This is a genomic window from Synechococcus sp. CC9311, from assembly GCF_000014585.1.
Taxonomy (GTDB): domain Bacteria; phylum Cyanobacteriota; class Cyanobacteriia; order PCC-6307; family Cyanobiaceae; genus Synechococcus_C.
In genome coordinates this window covers 1432054-1451720 of record NC_008319.1, presented here as the reverse complement: position 1 = coordinate 1451720, position 19667 = coordinate 1432054, and the positions used below count along the sequence as shown (strand labels likewise).

21 protein-coding genes are annotated in these 19667 nt (G+C 56.4%); 8 read left to right on the top strand and 13 right to left on the bottom strand.

Annotated elements, in window-relative coordinates; genetic code table 11:
- Nucleotides 1-187: 187 nt before the first annotated feature.
- On the top strand, nucleotides 188-712 hold the full coding sequence (locus SYNC_RS07310; protein WP_011619489.1) for an allophycocyanin subunit beta-18: 525 nt from the start codon (nucleotides 188-190) through the stop codon (nucleotides 710-712).
- Nucleotides 713-820: 108 nt separating this feature from the next.
- A complete protein-coding gene (locus SYNC_RS07305) occupies nucleotides 821-2005 on the top strand; it encodes an alanine--glyoxylate aminotransferase family protein (RefSeq protein ID WP_041427009.1) in 1185 nt (394 codons plus the stop codon).
- Here the strand turns inward: SYNC_RS07305 and SYNC_RS07300 are convergent.
- On the bottom strand, nucleotides 1935-2489 hold the full coding sequence (locus SYNC_RS07300) for a nucleoside deaminase (RefSeq protein WP_237699184.1): 555 nt from the start codon (nucleotides 2487-2489) through the stop codon (nucleotides 1935-1937). The genes SYNC_RS07305 and SYNC_RS07300 overlap by 71 nt on opposite strands.
- A 42-nt stretch (nucleotides 2490-2531) precedes the next feature.
- On the opposite strand from SYNC_RS07300, the gene SYNC_RS07295 reads away from it, so the two are divergent.
- Entirely contained in the window at nucleotides 2532-3968 is a 1437-nt protein-coding gene (locus SYNC_RS07295; RefSeq protein ID WP_011619486.1) for an aminotransferase class V-fold PLP-dependent enzyme, read from the top strand.
- A 90-nt stretch (nucleotides 3969-4058) separates the two neighbouring features.
- On the opposite strand, the gene SYNC_RS07290 is transcribed toward SYNC_RS07295, so the two are convergent.
- Genes SYNC_RS07290 through SYNC_RS07275 form a run of 4 tightly spaced genes read right to left on the bottom strand, consistent with a single transcriptional unit; the run spans nucleotide 4059 to nucleotide 8875 of the window.
- Entirely contained in the window at nucleotides 4059-5654 is a 1596-nt protein-coding gene (locus SYNC_RS07290) for a YcjF family protein (RefSeq protein WP_011619485.1), read from the bottom strand.
- Nucleotides 5651-7837 carry a transglycosylase domain-containing protein gene (locus tag SYNC_RS07285; RefSeq protein WP_011619484.1) on the bottom strand — a complete coding sequence of 729 codons (2187 nt, stop codon included), beginning with the start codon at nucleotides 7835-7837 and terminating at the stop codon, nucleotides 5651-5653. The genes SYNC_RS07290 and SYNC_RS07285 overlap by 4 nt, the downstream gene beginning before the upstream one ends.
- Nucleotides 7818-8306, bottom strand: a complete 489-nt coding sequence (lspA, locus tag SYNC_RS07280) for a signal peptidase II (protein WP_011619483.1) — start codon at nucleotides 8304-8306, stop codon at nucleotides 7818-7820. Before lspA ends, SYNC_RS07285 begins: the two co-directional genes overlap by 20 nt.
- Nucleotides 8303-8875: a biotin transporter BioY gene (locus SYNC_RS07275; protein ID WP_011619482.1), complete on the bottom strand. Its 573-nt coding sequence runs from the start codon at nucleotides 8873-8875 to the stop codon at nucleotides 8303-8305. Before SYNC_RS07275 ends, lspA begins: the two co-directional genes overlap by 4 nt.
- A gap of 56 nt (nucleotides 8876-8931) precedes the next feature.
- On the opposite strand from SYNC_RS07275, the gene SYNC_RS07270 reads away from it, so the two are divergent.
- The gene (locus SYNC_RS07270) at nucleotides 8932-9159 is read left to right on the top strand and encodes an NAD(P)H dehydrogenase assembly family protein (RefSeq protein WP_011619481.1); all 228 of its coding nucleotides are present in this window, start codon (nucleotides 8932-8934) and stop codon (nucleotides 9157-9159) included.
- Between the two features lie 107 nt (nucleotides 9160-9266).
- Here the strand turns inward: SYNC_RS07270 and SYNC_RS07265 are convergent, their stop codons facing one another.
- A complete protein-coding gene (locus SYNC_RS07265; protein WP_011619480.1) occupies nucleotides 9267-9584 on the bottom strand; it encodes a hypothetical protein in 318 nt (105 codons plus the stop codon).
- A 112-nt stretch (nucleotides 9585-9696) separates the two neighbouring features.
- Nucleotides 9697-10488 (bottom strand): 3'-5' exonuclease, encoded by a 792-nt coding sequence (locus SYNC_RS07260; protein WP_011619479.1) that lies wholly within the window; start codon nucleotides 10486-10488, stop codon nucleotides 9697-9699.
- 83 nt (nucleotides 10489-10571) lie between these two features.
- On the opposite strand from SYNC_RS07260, the gene SYNC_RS07255 reads away from it, so the two are divergent.
- Genes SYNC_RS07255 through SYNC_RS07245 form a run of 3 tightly spaced genes read left to right on the top strand, consistent with a single transcriptional unit; the run spans nucleotide 10572 to nucleotide 12272 of the window.
- Nucleotides 10572-11030, top strand: coding sequence for a peroxiredoxin (locus SYNC_RS07255; protein ID WP_011619478.1), 459 nt, complete (start codon nucleotides 10572-10574; stop codon nucleotides 11028-11030).
- Nucleotides 11027-11770, top strand: a complete 744-nt coding sequence (locus SYNC_RS07250; RefSeq protein ID WP_011619477.1) for a DUF1350 family protein — start codon at nucleotides 11027-11029, stop codon at nucleotides 11768-11770. The genes SYNC_RS07255 and SYNC_RS07250 overlap by 4 nt, the downstream gene beginning before the upstream one ends.
- A gap of 25 nt (nucleotides 11771-11795) precedes the next feature.
- Nucleotides 11796-12272 carry a TerB family tellurite resistance protein gene (locus SYNC_RS07245; protein ID WP_011619476.1) on the top strand — a complete coding sequence of 159 codons (477 nt, stop codon included), beginning with the start codon at nucleotides 11796-11798 and terminating at the stop codon, nucleotides 12270-12272.
- Nucleotides 12273-12324: 52 nt separating this feature from the next.
- Here the strand turns inward: SYNC_RS07245 and acs are convergent, their stop codons facing one another.
- Entirely contained in the window at nucleotides 12325-14295 is a 1971-nt protein-coding gene (gene acs / locus SYNC_RS07240) for an acetate--CoA ligase (RefSeq protein WP_011619475.1), read from the bottom strand.
- Nucleotides 14296-14395: 100 nt separating this feature from the next.
- Between acs and SYNC_RS07235 the strand changes: the two genes are divergently transcribed.
- On the top strand, nucleotides 14396-15115 hold the full coding sequence (locus tag SYNC_RS07235) for an HAD family phosphatase (RefSeq protein WP_071813710.1): 720 nt from the start codon (nucleotides 14396-14398) through the stop codon (nucleotides 15113-15115).
- On the opposite strand, the gene sds is transcribed toward SYNC_RS07235, so the two are convergent.
- The 5 genes from sds to SYNC_RS07210 are packed head-to-tail and all read right to left on the bottom strand — an operon-like array spanning nucleotide 15099 to nucleotide 19605.
- Nucleotides 15099-16070, bottom strand: a complete 972-nt coding sequence (gene sds / locus SYNC_RS07230; RefSeq protein WP_011619473.1) for a solanesyl diphosphate synthase — start codon at nucleotides 16068-16070, stop codon at nucleotides 15099-15101. The two genes, SYNC_RS07235 and sds, sit on opposite strands and share 17 nt — an antisense overlap.
- Before the next feature lie 37 nt (nucleotides 16071-16107).
- On the bottom strand, nucleotides 16108-16899 hold the full coding sequence (gene murI, locus SYNC_RS07225) for a glutamate racemase (RefSeq protein ID WP_011619472.1): 792 nt from the start codon (nucleotides 16897-16899) through the stop codon (nucleotides 16108-16110).
- Nucleotides 16896-17990: an N-acetylmuramoyl-L-alanine amidase gene (locus SYNC_RS07220; RefSeq protein WP_011619471.1), complete on the bottom strand. Its 1095-nt coding sequence runs from the start codon at nucleotides 17988-17990 to the stop codon at nucleotides 16896-16898. Before SYNC_RS07220 ends, murI begins: the two co-directional genes overlap by 4 nt.
- A 5-nt stretch (nucleotides 17991-17995) precedes the next feature.
- A complete protein-coding gene (locus SYNC_RS07215; protein ID WP_011619470.1) occupies nucleotides 17996-18817 on the bottom strand; it encodes a carbon-nitrogen hydrolase family protein in 822 nt (273 codons plus the stop codon).
- Between the two features lie 47 nt (nucleotides 18818-18864).
- Nucleotides 18865-19605, bottom strand: a complete 741-nt coding sequence (locus SYNC_RS07210; RefSeq protein ID WP_011619469.1) for a 2-phosphosulfolactate phosphatase family protein — start codon at nucleotides 19603-19605, stop codon at nucleotides 18865-18867.
- Between the last annotated feature and the right edge of the window lie 62 nt (nucleotides 19606-19667).

The following is a 19667-nucleotide window of genomic DNA, read 5'->3' as shown; positions in this document are numbered from 1 at the left end:
GTAGGCATCGATCTGACACCCTTTTGTATCAACGCGCACTTTTTTGCTAGTGGAGGCCTCTTGGCGAGGCTTGGAGCTGCGCTAGGTAACCGTTTCTGTCAAATTCCTTGGATCCCAGGTGATGAGAGCGTTCTGGTCACCTTTGTGGTGTTACCTTCCAGCCAGTGATCCCTAGCGTCCCACCATCATGCGTGATGCCATCACCGGGTTGATCGGCCGTTACGACCAATTGGGTCGCTATTTCGATCGATCAGCGATCGATCGTATTGAGGGATATTTCGGCCAAGCCGAGTTGCGACTTAAGGCCGTTGAGTTGATTAATCGCGAAGCGGCTGAGCTGGTACGAGAAGCGAGTCAAAGGCTTTTTGTAGGCGACCCTGAGTTGCTTCTGCCTGGTGGCAATGCCTACACCACCCGCCGGCTTGCGGCTTGTTTGCGCGATATGGATTACTTCCTTCGTTACGCCAGCTATGCCCTGATTGCCGACGACAGCACGATCCTCAATGAACGGGTGCTGAACGGTTTGGACGACACCTACAAGAGCCTGGGTGTTCCAACTGGACCCACGGTTCGCAGCATGATCCTTTTGGCAGATGTTCTCTGCGAACGCATGGTGGCTGAAGGATCAAGTCCCAGCGAGTGCCAGACGCTTCGCAAGCCCTTCGATCATCTTGCCTCAGGTCTTTCCGCAAACGACATCAGCCAGCGCTGAGCGATCAATGATTGACCTCATTACAAGAGGCGTTGCAAGCAACCTTTTTGCTCCCTTTTTAGGCCTGTCTATGCGTAGGCTGCTGCCCATTGATTGGTGATCCTGGCTTTGGCGACGACGCACTCCCCCCTGTTGGTTGATTCGTCCCATCGAAGGGCTATTGCCCCGATCAGCACCCCCGATCGTTTGCTGCTTGGTCCAGGGCCTTCGAATGCCGATCCAACGGTGCTCAAAGCTTTGTCTCGAACTCCGATTGGTCATCTCGATCCGCTTTATGTGGAGCTGATGGGCGAAGTGCAGGAGCTTCTTCGTTATGCCTGGCAGACCGACAATCGCTTGACCTTGCCAATGAGCGGCACGGGCAGCGCAGCCATGGAAGCAACGCTTGCCAACACGGTGGAACCCGGCGACACCGTTCTCGTTGCTGTGAAGGGTTATTTCGGTAATCGACTTGTCGACATGGCCGGTCGCTACCGCGCCAATGTGAAGGTGATCGAAAAGCCCTGGGGTGAAGCCTTTACGAAGGATGAGCTCGAAACGGCACTGATTGAGCACAAGCCCACCATCCTGGCGATGGTGCATGCCGAAACGTCCACCGGCGTGTGTCAACCGATGGAAGGGATTGGAGATCTCTGCCGCAAGCACGATTGTTTGCTGTTGCTCGACACCGTCACCTCTCTTGGAGGCGTTCCCCTCTATCTCGATGAATGGAAAGTTGATCTGGCCTACAGCTGTAGTCAGAAAGGATTGAGCTGCCCTCCAGGTCTTGGTCCATTCACCATGGGCCCCAGAGCTGAAGCCAAGCTTGCAGCGCGTCAAGACAAAGTGCCCAATTGGTATCTCGACGTTTCCCTTCTCAATCAGTACTGGGGCAGTGACCGTGTGTATCACCACACAGCACCGGTCAACATGAATTTCGGCATGCGTGAAGCGCTCAGGCTGCTGGCAGAAGAAGGATTGGATATGGCTTGGGCGCGTCACCGCAGCAACGCTGAAGCGCTGTGGTCTGGTCTGGAATCAATGGGTCTTGAAATGCATGTACCCGAGGAGCTTCGATTGCCCACCCTCACCACTGTTCGTATTCCTGATGATGTGGATGGAAAGGCCTTCACTCAGCACCTGCTCAACAACCACGGCATCGAAGTGGGTGGTGGTCTTGGCGTTCTTGCCGGAAAAATATGGCGAATTGGACTGATGGGTTACAACTCAAACCCACAGAACGTCAGCAGGTTGTTGAACCTGTTTGAAACGGAGCTGCCCCAGTTCCGTCAGAACGTCGCCGTCGCTGCTTAAACCAGCTCGACAGCATCTCTTTCGCCTCCTCACCCAGCACACCACCGATCACGGTCATTCGGTGGTGTGCACTGATGTGGGTGGCCAAGTTGATCGTGCTTCCCATCGCTCCCCGCTTCGGGTCAGTCGCGGCAAAAATGACCTGGCCGACTCTCGCTTGAACCAAGGCGCCAGCGCACATGGGACAGGGTTCCAAGGTCACCAAAAGAGTGCAGTCATTGAGGCGCCAGTCACCACGCAGACGGCAGGCCTGACGAACGGCCATCAACTCAGCATGACCAAGGGGATCGTGATGCAGCTCTCTCTGGTTGATGCCATGGCCAATGCAGCGACCATGGTGATCCAACACAACGGCACTAACGGGAACTTCTCCTCGTTCGCCGAAACGACGCGCGCGTTCGATCAAAATCCCCATCCAGGCTTGCATCTTCTGCGGAGACAGTTCGATTGGAGACTGCATCGTCAGGCTCTTGGCTGAGCGCATCGTTTGATGTGCCACCACTTTGATGTGCCACCACAGGGGAGAATGTTCACTCCCCATCTTGTCTTCTTGGTCGGACCTTCAAGGAATCCTGAACCGTTGGCGCTTTCGGCGTTTGCCTCACCCGATGCGCTCGACCCTCAACTCCTTCAGTTTTTGGAGGGTGCTTCAGAGCGGCTATGCAGTTGGATCGCTTCGGCCAGTGAGCGGGGTCCACTGCCAGCGCTCCGGATCCTCCCCGATGCTGCACCGCAGGTTCATGGTCGCGACATGGGACAACTGCTGGATGACCTTCAGCAGGTGATGGATGGTGCGTTTCAGCCTTCCCATCCAGGCGCGCTGGCCCATCTCGATCCGCCGCCGCTAAGTGCGTCAATCGCTGCAGATTTGATTTGCGCTGGGCTGAATAACAACCTTCTGGCCGAGGAGTTGTCCCCCAGTTTGAGTCATCTCGAACGCCAGCTTTGTGCCTGGTTTGCTGAGCGCATTGGCTTTCCTGTCGGGGCTTCTGGTGTTGCCGCCAGCGGGGGCTCGCTGAGCAATTTGATCGCCTTGGTTTCCGCCCGGCATCAAGCTGGCTTGGATCACAACCCAGATGCTGTGGTTGTGGTCAGTGCTGATGCGCATGTGTCCTGGCGTAAGGCAGCCCGCGTGATGGGCCTTCAAAGCGACGGAGTTCGTTCCATCCCGGTGGATGAGCAAGGCCTCATCGATCTGCAGCAACTGGAGGATGAACTCTCAGCACTTTCCAGGCAAGGACGTCCCTGTATGGCAGTGGTTGCTACCGCAGGCACCACGGTGCGAGGTGCGATCGACCCCGTTTCTGCAATGGCTGATCTCTGCAGCCGCTTGGACCTTTGGCTGCATGTGGATGGGGCGATCGGCGCGGTTTTTGCTCTCAGTCCCATCACCACCTATCTTCTCGATGGGATAGGACGCGCTGATTCGGTCACAGTGAATCCCCAGAAAGTTCTTGGTATCACAAAGACGTCATCCCTCCTGTTGGTTCGCGAGGCCAGAGTTCTGGCCGAAGCGTTCTCCACAGGTCTCCCTTACATGGAGCCAGCCCTAGAGAACGATCACGGTGGAGAACTGGGTCTGCAGGGGAGTCGGCCGGGGGAAGTGCTCAAACTTTGGCTTGGCTTGCGCCAGCTCGGTGAATCAGGGATTGAACAGGTGTTGTCCGCCGCGATCGCTCGACGTGAGTATTTCCAGCAGCAATTGGATCCCAACAGGTTGATGATTCTCACCGGTCCCTTGCATGTGCTGGCCTGTAGGCCCCAACGCGGACAGGCGCAGCAGCACGAAGCCTGGTCGAACGAGACACGCCGGCTCTTGCTCAGCCGGGGAATCATGGTTTCGAGGCCGCTTCATCAAGGACGGCATTTCCTCAAGACTGTTCTTGGCAACCCGCACACCGATCACGGTTTGCTGGACCAACTGGCATCAATCTTGAATCAATCCGTGGAGGCTCTGCCCTAATGGCTGCCCCAAAACAGCAACGCGGCCGTTGGGTGGCGATCGTCACAGGCATTGTGTCCGTACTGATTGGTGTGGCCTATTTGGCTTTGATCACGGTTCTTGATGCCCGCGGCCCGATGCGTCCTCCTCCGCCCGAGGCCCTGGTTGGGGTGGTAACCGCTTCTTTGCCGTCTGTCGCAGTGGTTCCACCACTTGTCTGAGAGCGGTGTCGAGAAAGCGTTTGAGGGCACTATCGCGTCGGTTGAGGTCGTAGTGACGTTGCACTACGTCTTGCACGCCACCATCTCCCCAATCTTGATCTTGTTGGAAATAGGTGATGAAACTGGCTCCTGCAATCCGGGTTAACCACGCAGCAGCCACACCCTGAACGGCTTTTCCGAGTAGCAGGGTGGGCAGATTCACGCTGAGTGCGGTGCCGATCAAGGCGACACCGCCTTTGACAACGCCCAGGCCCGCCAGAGTTCTACCCACCGACACGGCCAACTCCTGAGCTTTGGCGCGGGTCAACTGCACGTTGTAGACCTTCGCGACCTCCATCACCATCTGGGCATTCACCGCCGCGGTGCCAAGCAAGTCGATACCCGGGAGTGGTGTCGCTGCCACAACGCCTGCACTAATCCAGCTGTAACGATCCACGATTCGTCGCGCTTCGGTCTGACGCTGTCGGTTGAGAAGCGATCGACCCTTGTCTCCCAGTGTTCTGCATTGCAGAAGAATGTTGTCGGCCAGAAGCTCTTCGCCGTCGGCATGGAGCACCACGGCCATGCGTTGGAGCAGCACAGCTACCTCAGCTGGAGGTTGCCAAGGTTTCTGGCCAGGTCTTGGCAAAGATTGGGGAGAGGCACTGGTCGGGATCACGTCTTCAGCGGAGAGAAGGCCTTGGCAACGTCCGCGAAGCAAGGCCAGTAGACGCTTTTCCTCCTCCTCTCCTCGTAAATCGCATTTGTTCAAGACCAACATCAAGCGCTTGCCCAAGCCCGCAAGGCTGCGCACTACATCCCATTCAGCAGAACGAAGATCACCATCCACCACCACCAGCATCAAGTCAGCACGGCTAGCGCGTTCACGGGCTTCTTGTTCACGATCTCTTCCATCCAGTCCGCTTTCGAGGATTCCTGGTGTGTCGACCAATTGCAGTCCGCGCTCCAGCTTGTTGAGACGCAGCCGATAGGTTTGGCTGCCAGTTGTGGAGCCCATTGGAGCTCCAACACTCCCAACGATGTCTTGGAGGAGGGCACGAATCAGGGATGTTTTCCCACTGGAGCCTGTGCCAAACACCACCACCACTAAATCTCCGCGTGCCAATTCACGTGCGACGCGCTCGCGCTCCAGATGTAGTGCTTTCCGGGCGACATCGTCTTGGAGACGTTCCAGAAGGCGATCAATGCTTTCCAGACTTTGTTCAGCCGCTTGACGACGCGACCCCGGTGGAGAAGGAGCTGTCGTGGTGGCTTTTGTGGCACCGCGACGGCTTTTCCATCCCTTCCACAACGGCCAGCCAACCTGCACGACTAAGGCAATCACCAGGATGGTGCCGATGAGCAGCACTGGACCCACAAGCCAGGGCGGAAGGATGTAGCTGAGATCCCAGAGCAGGTTGCGAATGGCTTGGAGCACCAGCCCAAGCACCAGCAGGACGATCAGCCCCGCTGCACCCAACAAAATCAGGCGATTGGATCCCTTCATCGGCCCGCCACACCCCCCTGTCCAGCAGCACGCATGATGCGACTCCAGAGCGAGGCTGCTAAGGCGCTGGAACTGGCTGAAGGACTGTTGTCATCGTTGCCCAGCCAGATTCCCAGCACCCAATGGCGACTCGGTTCGTAGCCAATGAACAGCAGGTCACGCCCATCGTTGGTGGTTCCTGTTTTTCCTCCTTCCTGTCCACCGAGCGAGGCTGAACGGCCGGTGCCGCTGCGAATGACTGCTCGCATTAAGCCCTGCATGTGCTGAGCTGTCTGTCCCTTCAGGACACGACGAGACGTTTGGCGCTGACTGCTTTGTTCAGAACTGCCATCTCCAGTATCTCCATCTCCAGTGAGGCTGCCGCAGCCACTTGGGCGATCCAAGCGGCAGGTTTCTGCATCGAGCAAACGACGGATGGTGGTGGGAGGTTGCCAGATGCCGCCATTGGCCACAGCGGCATAGGCACTGGTGAGCTCAATCAAGCGGACTTCACTCTGTCCAAGAGCTAGCCCCGGTACAGGATCTAGGGGAGTGGAGATTCCAAGACGTTTCGCCATGCTCACCACTTGGTCCAGACCTACGCGTTGGGCGAGGCGCAACGCTGCAGTGTTGTGGCTTGAGGCGAAGGCGCGAGCCAGGGTCAGTTGGCCTGAACAGGAGCTGTCAAAGCGTTGTCCTCCCCAGCGAAGTGGGCTGCAATCCAAGGTGTCGTTGGGTTTTAGTCCTTGCTCAAGGGCCGCTAGGTAAGTGATGAGTTTGAAGGTGCTGCCGGGTTGGCGCATTGCCATCGAGGCACGGTTGAACTGGCTCGAGTCGTAGTCACGACCACCCGCGATGGCGAGAACCCCGCCTGTGCGGCTGTCCAGCACAACAGCGGCTCCCTCCTGAACGCCATGTGTTGCATTGTTGGCTAATACACCGCTCAGCTGGCGTTCCACCACGGATTGCAGAACAGGGTCTAAGTGGGTTTCGATCAAGAAATTTCCTTCATCAGCCACGTCTGGGCCCACGAGCTCTGTGAGGTCTCGGCGCACTTGATCGGTGTAAAAGGGTGCGGAACGACTGACCTGTTCTCGACTGCAGGCCTGTTTTGCCAATTGAATCGGTTGTCGACGCGCCAGTCGTGCCTGCTCCAAGGACAGGCGACCGCCGTCGGCCATTTTGTTGATAACCCGGTTGCGAGCCTTGAGCGCGCGCTGTGGAAACTGACAGGGATCATGGCCATTGGGTGATGGCAACAAACCCACTAAGAGTGCTGCTTGCTGCACATTCAGGTCTGTTGCTGATTGATCAAAAAACACGCGTGAGGCATCTTCAAATCCCCAACCAACGCCTAAGTACACGCGATTGAGGTAGCTCAGCAGCAACTGGCTTTTGCTGAAGCGACTTTCCAACTGCAAGGACACGAGCAGCTCTTTCCATTTCCTGGCCAGGGTGTCGCCATCCCCCACGTAATCGGGATAGAGGCTGCGCGCTAATTGCTGCGTGAGACTGCTGCCTCCCTCCAGCACCTGTCCGCCGATCAAATTGGTGCTGAAGGCTCTCAGCGTGCCAATGGGATCGACCCCCGGATGCCACCAGAAGCGGTTGTCTTCACTGCTCAGCAGAGCGTCAACGAGTTGGGGGGAAAACGCATTCACCGACTTGAGCTCGCGATGACGACTGGAGTCAACCGAGGCCAGCGGTTGGTTATTGCCGTCGTAGATGGCGACAGGACCGCGCACGCGTGCCAATTGACCGCGGATCGGCATGGTGAGGTTGGACAGCAATAACAGCGCACCACCACCACCAAGGCATCCCAATAAGCACAGGCCCAACCAGCGTTCAATTCGATGGCGTCGTCGCCCTGTTGCATCGTCGAAGTGCAGAAAGGGAGCCGTTGCATCTAAGGCCGGCGCAAACTGAACGTTGTCTCCATCGCGAAGTTCCAGCTGCTTCACCCGGCGACCCTTCCACCACAAGCCATTGGTGGAGTCCAAATCTTGAAGGATCCACCGCCGGCCTTGGCGTTGCAGCAAAGCGTGTTGGCGACTGACGGCCGGATGATCGATGCTGACTTCCAGAGGACCATCGCGTCCAATCCGATAGCCATCGCCATGCAATGCAATGGTTCGATCTGCTTGACCTGGCTGATGAATGATCAGTTGGGCTGAGGAGGGGCCGTCAGGATTTCGCTTGTCCATTGCGTTGGGAGAGAGCGTCGATGGCGAAGCAGAGGACGGCGAGGTTGATGGCGATGTCTGCGCCGTTGAAGATGGGAAAACGGAAGGGCACGAGCTCCAGGAAGTCGGTGACATAGCCCAGTTGCCAGCGGTCGATGCCATTGCCAAGCGTTCCGCCCAGTAGGAAGGCCAGGGCCAGTCCTAACCAGAGGTCGAGTCGCTTGGATCGCCAGATCCAGCCCAGCAAGCCAAGCGAAACAAGCATGCTGAGGAGTCCGAGCAGGGCGGTGGAATCACTCAACATGCTGAAGGCGGCGCCCGTGTTGCGCACAAGCCTTAACTGCAGCAATCCAGGTAGGAATGGCTGCGACAGATTCGGTAGCAGTTGGGAACGAGCCCAATATTTCGAGGCTTGATCCAGCAGCAGGATCAACAGGCTGATCAACACAATCGTGCGACGCCGGATCAGTCGGTTGCTGCGGCTGATCATTCGATCCAGAGCAGACGACGAATTGGAAGCGCAATCAAGGCGATTGCGACGCAAAGAGCCAGTTGGGCTAGCAACGGGCCGATGCTGTAGCTGAACAACAAATCAAGAAGTGAATCATTCCAACGGCCCAACCCCGCTCCGAGCAACAAATTAAGAATTCCGCACAGCTGAATTGTGACCACACCGGCGATGCCCGCCAAAGTGAGCCTTGCTAAGTCGTTCATTCCCGCTTGATGGGCGAGCCGTCCGGTGAGCCAGGCTGCTGGCACAAAGCCAGCGAGATAACCAAAGGCGGGAGTGAGCACGTAGGCCAAACCTCCACCGTCATGAAAGACAGGAAGATCAACCAGTCCCACAGTGATGTAAGCAACCGCTGCGATCACGCCTGATCGTGGGCCGCAGACAAGGGCGCACAGCAGGAGTGCTGGAACTTGCCAGGTGCTGGGCAAACTCAGCAATCGGGGGGGGAGTTCTGCAACCGGCAGCAGGATGGCAGCCGGGATCAAACCTCCCACAAGAATGAGAAGCAGTCCCGCGATTGCGCCGCTCCAGGTGGCAAGAGCCCGCACGGGCAACGATCAACTGCCACCATCCTGCTGTAGGAGAGGGTGATTGCCCAGGTGTCATGACCGTTTCTATCGGTGACCAAGTTCAACTGATCAGCCCGATGCCCTATCTCAAAACGGCAGATCCCATGCCGATGCTTCGTCCTTCCGATCTCGTTGGCAGTGATGAATCAGGAGCGGTGGTGGCTCTTCATCCCCTCGAGATTGCCGCAGTGCGCTTCCGTCGCGGCACATTTTTAATTCCGATTGATCGTTTATGTCCTGCTGAATCAGAAAAGGAGCAATAAGCACTCACCGCGTTGACGAGGAATCCAGTGACGTAGTCCATTCCTTAACGAAAGCTATGTTCGCCTAGGACAAATGATTTCCTTGTTAGACAATCAAATCGATCGAATCATGTGTAGCGATGGTCTTGATTTGTGAGTGTCGTGCGATTGTCGGTTTGATCGTTTTGAGGGCAAATCAATCGCGTTGCGACGGAATAGCGATTGAGCCAACGGTTCACTCGGATGCGCTGCATCGGAGGTACTTCCTCTAGCAATTGTGAAAGTTCAATCGCTCCAAGCCGTCTTAATTCACGAACATCCACGTGCCAAAGGGATTCCGCTTCCCTGATCAGACGAGCCCAGGTGCGCACCTGCTGCCAGCGTCTCAATCGCCTCCGCAAGGGATCACATGTCCGGAAATCGCAGTGACTGATAGATCTCTGCACGCTGGACCGAAGGTAGAGAACAACCGTACTGACAGCCTGATGCCGTCCACCTGTCCTGTGAAAAATCCCCTATGTGGCTTCGGATTGCTGAAACAAAACAGGGTGGTTAATGTCAAATCTCGTCTTGTGGCACCACTGCAAATGGCAGTTCGTTTACTTCACGTTCGCTGAGACGCCTGGTCCAGGCTCCTTTCACCGGATCATTCCAGCGGAAGCCTGCATCTCGAGCGAGCTGGCGATCGTCGTACGAGACCTGAGCTTTCATTAAGGAACGGGGTTCGAGTCCACGTTCAATCAGTTGTTCAAGTTGATCGCAACGTCGGAACACTTCGGCCAGATAGATGCAATCGCTGAGAGCGCGATGGGCAGCCCAAACCGGAATCTCGTAGGCCAATGCCAGGTCTCGTACGGAGGGGCGAGATCTGAGCTGCTTTTCTTTCGGCCATCGCATGTCTTCCATGCTGCAGAGCCACGGCAGATCTGTTGCAGGAAGATGGCCCCTGCCAAACCACTGTTGGTCGAAGGCCGCGTTGTGTGCCACCAGAAGATCTGCAGCTTTCAGTAATTCTTGGAAGTAGTGGAGTCCTGGTTCCCAGGGTTGTGGCAGACGCGTCACTGCCGCGGGGATGCGATTGATGGCCTCAGCTGCATTGGATTCAACGGGCAACAGACAAGACATCTGGGCCAGGATCTGCCGGCTTGACACATCAAACAAAATTGCCCCGATTTCAAGGCAGTGATGGGCTTCAGGGTCCAGGCCTGATGTTTCCGTATCAATGATCAAGAGGGTGCGCGCAGCGGAGGCATCGCGCTCTTCCCTTGGTTGCTCCGGCAGAGGCTTCGGCTCTTCAACCTGGAACTCACCCAGAAGATTCAATTGACCAGGAACAGCGCCTGATTCCATCACTCCAGCTCGCTCGTTCTGCAACCCATTCTCCCGCCTAGCCCAGGTGCTTCCTAGGGTGCTGCCAATTCTTGATTCCCTCCATGGCGCTCACGATCGGAGACCGGGCACCTGAGATCGCCCTCGAAGATCAAGACGGCGTGTTGCGTCGTCGTGATGAGCTGCAAGACAAGGTCTTGGTGTTGTTTTTCTACCCCAAAGACGACACCCCTGGTTGTACGGCAGAAGCTTGTGCTTTTCGCGATACCTACGCCACTTTCGAGGCTCTCGGTGCTGTGGTTTGGGGTGTGAGCAGCGACGATGCTGTGAGCCATCGAAAATTTGCTCAGCGCTACCAGTTGCCGTTCCCTCTCCTTAGTGATCAGGGGCAGCGCCTGCGCACGAGTTTCGGGGTTCCAAAAGTTCTTGGCCTGCTTCCAGGACGGGTGACCTATGTCATTGATGCAGAGGGCACCATTCGCCATCTCTTCAACAACATGCTTGATGGCCCGGCGCACGTGCGTGAAGCCGAGCGGATCGTGACGGAGCTGTCAAAAGGATGAGCCGCTGGCAGCGACAACAGGGCTGCTGGTGCCTCTGGCCTGCTTCACCGCAAGGATTGATCGAATTCATTGGCGGAAGCTACCTCGCCACCAACCCGCAGATCAGTTACCGGCGTCTGTTGGAAGGATTGGCTGCCCGTCAGTTCGCGGTCCACGCTTGGAGCTATGTGCCAGGTTTCGACCATCAGCTGCAGGCGCGAGAAGGTTGGCAAGCCCTGCGCACCTGTCGCTCTGCTTTAAATCAGCGTTTAGGACAAGATCTCCTTCCAGTCCGCGTTGGTCACAGCTTGGGTTGCAAGTTGCATTTGCTGGCCCCGGACGGCGGACGCAACAGTCTTGCGATGGCCGCATTGAGTTTCAACAATTTCACCGCTGAACGGTCGATTCCCCTCCTTGGCACCCTGGCGCCAAGCCTCGGTGTGGTCACGGAATTCAGTCCTGGTCCTGAGGAAACACTGCGCTTGATCGAACGCTATTACTTGCAGCCCCACAATTTGGTGATTCGCTTTGGGACGGATCAGCTTGATCAAAGCCAGGACTTGATGCAGGCGCTGAGTAGGCGATCCGGTGACCAAAGCCAGTTTGTTGCCATGAAGGGAGATCACCTCACCCCCGCCAGTGCGGGACTTCGACAGGGGCTCCTCGGAGATTGGGCCGATGATCCATCAAGAGCCAGGGTGATCGGCGAACTGATTGATTCCATCGCCAACGTGGGACTTGGTCTTGAACGTCAGCGATGATTGAAGAAGCTCTTGTTCGATCGTTGTGAGCGACAACAACACACAAACAGTTCTTCTGCAGATTGCGAGGTCCATCGCGTTGAGTGATGGCAACATTTCAGATGAGGAAGAGCGTTTGCTCAAAGACTTACCTGAGCGCCTTTATCTCAAGGAAACCACCCCTGATTACAGGCCTAATCAGCCACAAAGTTTGACTGAGCTGGCCAAGTTGCTCACGAATCACACCGATCAGTGCACAGCGGTCAGGGTTGCTTGTTTGGTTGCTGGTGTGTCAAGGAACCCAGGCGATGATTCTGATATCAATCCAAAAGAACGGTTGGCTTATCGCGAGTTGATCGCAGCTCTTCAAGTTTCGGAGGAGGAATTAAGCGAAATTCAATGGTCTGTAAAAGAGGAGCTTCAACAGAAACCCTCGCTTCTCAACGTGATTTTGGACGCCATTTATGGAAAAGATGGATGGCCCGACCAAGCCTTGCTCCCACCTGATTTCCCAATGATTTGAGAGGTACCCATGCAGATACAGCGAACGCTGCTGCTGCATGGGCTGATTGGTTTTATCCGCGTAAACGATCAAGAACGGAGCGGTCTTCAAGAGTGCTGGTGTCGCCAGTTACTTCTTCGCCGGCAGCAAGCGCTCTCAGAATCCGGCGCATGATCTTGCCACTGCGCGTTTTTGGCAAGGCATCGCTGCAGCGAATCTCGTCGGGTCTTGCGATCGGCCCGATCTCCTTGCCGACATGGGTGCGCAGCTCGGCAACGAGGGCGTCGTTGGACTCTCGTCCCAGCTCCAGCGTGACGAAGGCAACAATCCCCTCACCCTTGAGATCATCGGGTCGTCCGACCACAGCCGCTTCCGCTACGGCGGGATGGCTCACCAAGGCCGACTCGATCTCCATCGTGCCAAGACGATGGCCTGAGACGTTGATGACATCATCCACACGCCCCATCACCCAGAAATATCCGTCGGCATCTCGACGTGCTCCGTCACCAGCGAAGTAGAGATGCGATCCATCTGAAGGGCGAATCGCTTCCCAGTAGCTCTCCCGGAACCGCTGGGGATTTCCATGAACGGTGCGCATCATTCCTGGCCAAGGAGCTCGCACCGCCAGGTATCCGCCCTCGTTTGCTCCACAGCTATTGCCCTCTGCATCAATGATGTCGGCCTGAATCCCAGGTAAGGGCAAGGTGGCAGAGCCTGGTTTGGTGGGGGTCGCTCCAGGTAAAGGGCTGATCATCACGCCACCGGTTTCGGTTTGCCACCAGGTGTCGACGATCGGACAGCGTTCACCGCCCACCACATCGCGATACCACATCCAGGCTTCAGGGTTGATTGGCTCACCGACGGTGCCGAGCAGGCGCAGGCTGCTCATGTCGTACTGATCAGGTACCGCACGGCCACTCCTCATAAAAGCGCGAATAGCCGTGGGAGCGGTGTAGAAAATGCTGACTCTGTGTTTCTGGATCAGCTCCCAGAACGCCCCTGGCTTGGAGGGTCGAGGAGCACCCTCGTACATCACAGTGGTGGCACCGTTCGACAGAGGTCCGTAGACGATGTAGCTGTGACCAGTGATCCAGCCCACATCGGCCGTGCACCAAAACACATCGTCGTCACGGATGTCGAAGATCCATTGAAAGGTCAAATGGGTCCAGAGGTTGTACCCGGCAGTGGTGTGGACCACACCTTTGGGTTTCCCGGTTGATCCAGAGGTGTAAAGCACAAACAAGCGGTCTTCGCTCGCCATGGGCTCAGCGGTGCACTCATCGGATTGATGGGCCACGAGTTCGTGCCACCACTGATCTCGCCCATCCACCATCTCCACCGGTTGGTCGGTGCGTTTCACCACGAGTACAGACTTCACCGTTGGGCAAGCACTGTTGGCAAGCGCTGCATTCACAGCAGGCTTCAGCGATACAGGCTTGTCTTTTCGGAAACCACCATCGGCCGTGATGACCGCTTTGACTTCACCATCGATGAGACGATCACGCAGGGCTTCTGCTGAGAACCCACCAAACACCACTGAGTGAGGAGCACCAATGCGTGCACAGGCCAGCATCGCGATGGCGGCCTCCGGAACCATGGGCATGTACAGAGCGACTAGATCGCCTTTGCCTATACCGATGGCCTTTAGCGCGTTGGCAGCACGGCAAACCTCGGCATGCAGCTCTTGGTAGGTGAAGGTGCGCACATCTCCGGGCTCGCCCTCCCAGATCAGGGCTGTCTTGCTGGCCTTCGGTCCATTCAGATGACGGTCAAGACAGTTGTAAGACAGGTTGGTTGTTCCTCCCTCAAACCAGCGTGCAAACGGAGGGTTATCCCAGTCGAGAACGGTGTGAAACGGTTCAAACCAATGCAGTTCACGACGTGCCGCGTCTCCCCAGAACGTGTCTGGATCAGATTTGGCCGCTTCAGCCAGAGCGCGATAGGAGTCCATCCCAGAAATTCGCGCATCCCTGGCGAGGTCCGCCGGTGGATCAAAGACACGCTGTTCTTGAAGCACGCTCTCAATGGTGGAACCCTCACTCATCGCTTGCTGCTCAAATGCACTGACAGCACAACACTATCGACGCTTTCAGTATCCGGACCAGTCGCGTTGTCAGAATCCACAGAAGAGTGATACGGCAACGATGCCAAAGGCTGGATCCTTGTCAGCACCAAAAGCATGCCTGTTTGACCTTGATGGTCTTTTGCTCGATACCGAACCCTTGCAGGCAGAGGCTTGGAAGGCAGCGGCAGCCTGCTTCAACGAATCCTTATCGCCTCAACAACTTCAACAGCTCAAGGGACGTCGCCGGGATGACAATGCCAAATTGGTGTGTTCATGGTTGCAGCAGTCAGTTTCAGCGGAGCAGCTCCTGACAGCGCGGGAGCCGATTGCTAAGCGATTAGTTGCTACGGCTCCAGCGGTTTCTGGCGCTGAGTCACTCATCCGTTTTTGCAGCTCTAAGCATTTGCCCATGGCGCTGGTCACCAGCAGTAAGGAAGCGTCCCTGCTCTACAAAATCTCTGGACATCCTTGGTTGGATTTGATTCAAAGCCGCGTGTTGGGCGATGACCCTGAACTTCGTGCAGGAAAACCAGCTCCTGACCCTTACCTGTTAGCGACCCAGCGGCTTGGGGTTTTGCCCAGTGAATGCTGGGTGTTTGAAGATTCAGAGGCTGGATGTCAGTCGGCTTTAGGAGCAGGCTGCTGGGTGTGGCAGCTGGTCGCAGACCCCAGTGAAACTGCACCCAGCAAAATCGCGTTCGGTGGGACCGATGTGCGACTCCATTCTCGGCTCACTCGTATCACCAGCTTGGGCGAAGCAGAGAGACAACTCCGCAAAAGCCTTAATACAAACGACTAAGAACGAAGTCTGGTAATTCGAGTAATGCAGTTCGTGACGGGGATTCTGGCAACCAATCCAAGGATTCTCTAGCTTCGCGAGCAAATGTTTTGGCGAGTTCGCGTGTGCGAGGAATCGCTTCTGACTCACGAACCAAAGCCAAAGCGGTTTCGAGATCACCGTCTCCACTGAACTCCCGTTCGATCAAACCCGACAAGGCAGGCCGCTCCTCAAGGGCATAGAGAGCAGGAGCTGTGAGATAGCCGCTCGACAAATCACTAGCTGCAGGCTTCCCAAGTTGTTGGTCACTTCCGGTGAAATCAAGGATGTCATCCACAACTTGGAACGCCAGGCCTAGCTGGCGGCCGTAGTGATACAGAGACTCGAGCTGAGGCTCAGACAAGCCACTTAAAACACCAGCTGCTTTTGCGCTATTGGCAATTAATGACGCTGTCTTGCAGTAACTCTTCTCGAGATAAGTTTCAAAGGATTGACCGGTATCGAAGCGAAACAAGCCTTGCTTCACTTCACCGTCAGCGAGATCCATGATTACGCGGCTGAGCAATTTCACGACATCGAGGTTGTCGAGATTTGCCAAATGCCAACTCGCCTGGGCGAACAGGAAATCACCGGCTAATACGGCAACTCTGTAATTAAAACGGCTGTGGACGGTTTCAACACCTCGGCGTGTGGACGCTTCATCGACAACATCGTCGTGGACGAGCGAGGCGGTGTGGATCATCTCAGTGATCTCAGCCAGGCGTCTATGCCGTGAACTCAACTCTCCGTCTGCTGAGAGCGCCCTTGAAATCAGCAACACGATTCCAGGTCTAAGACGTTTGCCCCCAGCGCTGAACAGGTGCTCAGCTGCTGCTTGGAGAATCGGGTGACCGGCTCCTATCAGGCTGCGAAGGTCGCTTAGCAGGATCTCAAGATCCGCCTCGACCGGCTGCAGCAACTCGGTGACGGTGGCCATGAATCCTCTCGGTGCATAGATCCTAGGAAACGCAGACCTATGGCTGCAGATTCACGAGATCAACGCAAGGCCTTTGGCCCAGCCAAGCCGTGGCTCTTTCAGCAAACCCTTGGGCGTCTTTCGTGACGCAAAGATGGGCTGCTTCCAGTGATACCGGTTGATTTTGGCTTCCTGGTAACGGTTGACCCAGAAAGGCGTCGAGTTGCGTTGCGACGGCGACAGCAGGGTCGATCAGACGCATGTGAGATGGCAATAAGTTCGCAAGAAGCGGAACGAGCAGCGGGTAGTGGGTGCAGCCGAGCACCACCGAATCAACCGAGGCCTCAAGTAAGGGTTGTAAATATCGAATTGCCGCTTCACGAAGTTCATCAGAACGGAGATCTCCGGCTTCGATCAGTGGAACAAAGTCTGGACAAGCCTGTTGCACGACCAGGGTTCCCGGATGGAGCGCTTCGATGCTCTCTCGATAGGCCCCAGAGGCCACCGTTGCTGGCGTGGCGAGAACGCCAACTCGCGATTCTTTAACCAAAGCAGCGGCAGCTCCAATCAGCCCTACAACCGGAACGCCGGCTTGTCCCTCGGTGACGTCTCTGGCGAGAGCATTGGTGGTATTGCAAGCCATCACAACGGTGGAGACCTGTTGTGCTCTCAACCAAGCCACAACCTCAGCCGCAATCGAACGTATTTCTGAAGGAGAGCGACTTCCGTAGGGAACACGGGCGGTGTCGCCTAAGTACGTCACTGGAACTGCACCGTGACGCTCCAGGATTCTGCGCAGCACGGTGAGCCCGCCAATGCCACTGTCAAACAGTCCAAGACGAATGGTCAACGCACCCCTTTCAGATAATCAAGAATGCCGGTGGCAATCGCTAAAGCAAGCCGCCGACGGTGGGACGAGGATGCGAGGCGCGGAGAATCAATGTTGCCAGTGACGAATCCCATCTCGACGAGAGCTGATGGCATCGTGGTGCGCCTAATCACAAAAAATCGACCTCTCTTAACACCCCGATTCGGGCTACCGGGTGACACATTTAGCATTTGCCGCTGAAGATGAGTGGCTAAGCGGGCGGAACGACGGTCGGAGTAAAAGAACGTCTCGATCCCATTCACATCTGGCCTGGCCATGCTGATCGCGTTGGCATGAATGCTGACGAAAGCATTCGCACCCACGCGATTGGCAATCGAAACTCGGGGTGGTAGGTCCACATCCACTTCCGCTGTACGCGTCATGGTCACCTGAACCCCCCTGGCTTCCAGTAATCGAGCGACTTGAAGCGAGATATCAAGAACGATTTCACTCTCCCGGATGCCTCGGATCCCTACAGCACCAGGATCGGGACCACCATGTCCTGGATCGATAACGACGCGATATTTTCCTCGAGTCACGGTGGGTAAGCCCGCCGCATTCACCGGAGTTCGGCTGGGTTGGATGCGTAGGCCACCGGTCCAGGACCTAGAGGATGCACGATTGATATTTCCTTCCCCGATCGCTCGCAATCCAGTGGTGGAAAGCCCTTGAAAACTCAGCTTCCAGCGATTTGAAGCGGTACCGATCAATTTCAATTGACTGGGATCGAGATCAACCCCTGGCTGAAACTCGATCACCAAACGGGTTTCACCCGGGCTCGGTTTACCAAGACGAATTTCGCGAACAGGGCCAGAACCAGGCAGGCTTCTGGCGCGGCTGAGCTCTCCTGGAAAATCGATCCACACCCTTGGACCACGCTTGCGATCTCCCGCTTCGAAGAAGGCTTGAAGTCGTGCACCCGCAGCGGTTCGTAACAGGAGCTCCCCTGAAGAGCTGAGTTTCCACGCTGCAAGGGCACTAGCGGCCTGGGCAGGCAGGCTAATCAGCAGCGATGAAGCTTGGACAGCTGCAGCAAGTAGTAGCGCACTGAGGCGAAAGGGCAGCGGGGCCATGACCTTCAGAACAACGCGGGTTGGCGGTGCTTCAGGCTCGGCATCTGGCCGCGGATGCGTTGGAGATGGCTTGGGTCAACCGGAGCGATGGCTGCTCCTGGCGCAACCCCAGCATCGGACAACACCGTTCCCCAAGGGTCCACCACCATGGAATGACCGTGGCTCTGTCTGCGCATGTAATGCACGCCCGTTTGGGCTGGTGCCAGCACGTATGCCGTGTTTTCGATCGCCCGAGACTGGAGCAAGACCTGCCAATGATCCTTACCTGTAAAGGCTGTGAAGGCAGCGGGAATCATTAACAACTCGGCTCCGGCTCCAACGAGATGGCGATACAGCTCAGGGAAGCGCACGTCGTAGCAAATGGATAGCCCCACCCGACACAGTCCAGGCACATCGACAACGGGAGGGGGCGACATTCCTGGGCTAAAGCTCGCTGATTCCCGGTACGAGCTCCCGTCTGGGAGATCTACGTCAAAGAGATGGATTTTGTCGTAACTCGCCAAGACTTGACCATCACGGCCTACGAGTTGTGACCTTTGAAAATGGTGTTGCCCATCACCTGTGGGAACGGGAAACCCTCCACCTAGAACAACGATCTGGTACCGGCGAGCCATCGTGACCAGAAAGCGAGACGCCTGTTCAGACAACGCCGGTGCAACTTCGAGTCGCTGTGCGTCGTCTCCCATAAAAGCGAAGTTTTCGGGCAGAGCGACAAGCTCTGCGCCACGACGTGCCGCTAAATCAATTTGCTCCTCAGCGGCCGCAAAATTGCTTTCAGGGTCTGTTGTGCTGGTGAGTTGCAGGGCCGCAGCCAAAAAGTCACTCACTTGCGTTATGTCCGATTGGCAAATGGTATTGGCTTACAGCTTTTCGGCTACCCAGAGACGGCACGAAGTACGCCTTGTTCTGCCTGTGTGGGCACCACCGAGAGCTGATCAAGACCAGCACAGCGTTGGAAATCAGCGTCGTGATCACCCAAGCGAATCAAACGCTGTCCGTGGGATGCGATCCGTAAACAGGCTTCAGGATTGTCTTTCCATTGGGACCACAGAGCGAGTGCCGCTTGCATTTCATCGTTCGCAACGGTGGCTCCTGCGGCAAGGAGGGAGTCGGCGAGAGCACCAGCTGCTAATGAATCCTCCAAGGAATAGGTGCCTTCCCAGCCGCTTCCCACCATCCACACCTGTTCTGGCTGATCATTGATCAGTCGTTGTGCCACCGCCTCACGGTTAGGCAATGCCACCGTGAGAACACAGGCCACCTCTCGAACCCGGTGCAAGGAGCGGGTGCCATTGGTGGTGCTCATGAAGAGGCGTTTGCCCTTCACTGTGTCGGGAACAACAGACATAGGGGAATTGCCAAGATCAAAGCCATCGAGCTTGCAACCTCCTCGCTCGCCTACCAGCAGACGCTGTTCATCGGGCCAGGAGTTGGCCTCCGCCCGAAGTTCATCGAGATCAGCAAAGGTTTGGACCGCTTCTGCTCCGTTATGCAGGGCCCAGGCAATGGTGGTGGTGGCGCGCAGTACATCGATAACAACAGCAGCGTCAGGACCATCTGGTCCATTGATGGTGTCTGGTACTTCACCAGCAACGTGGAAATAGGACACCTTCATGGCCACGATCTCGATCAGCGTGCGTCACAGTAACGAGATTGCTACCTGATCACCCTTTCATC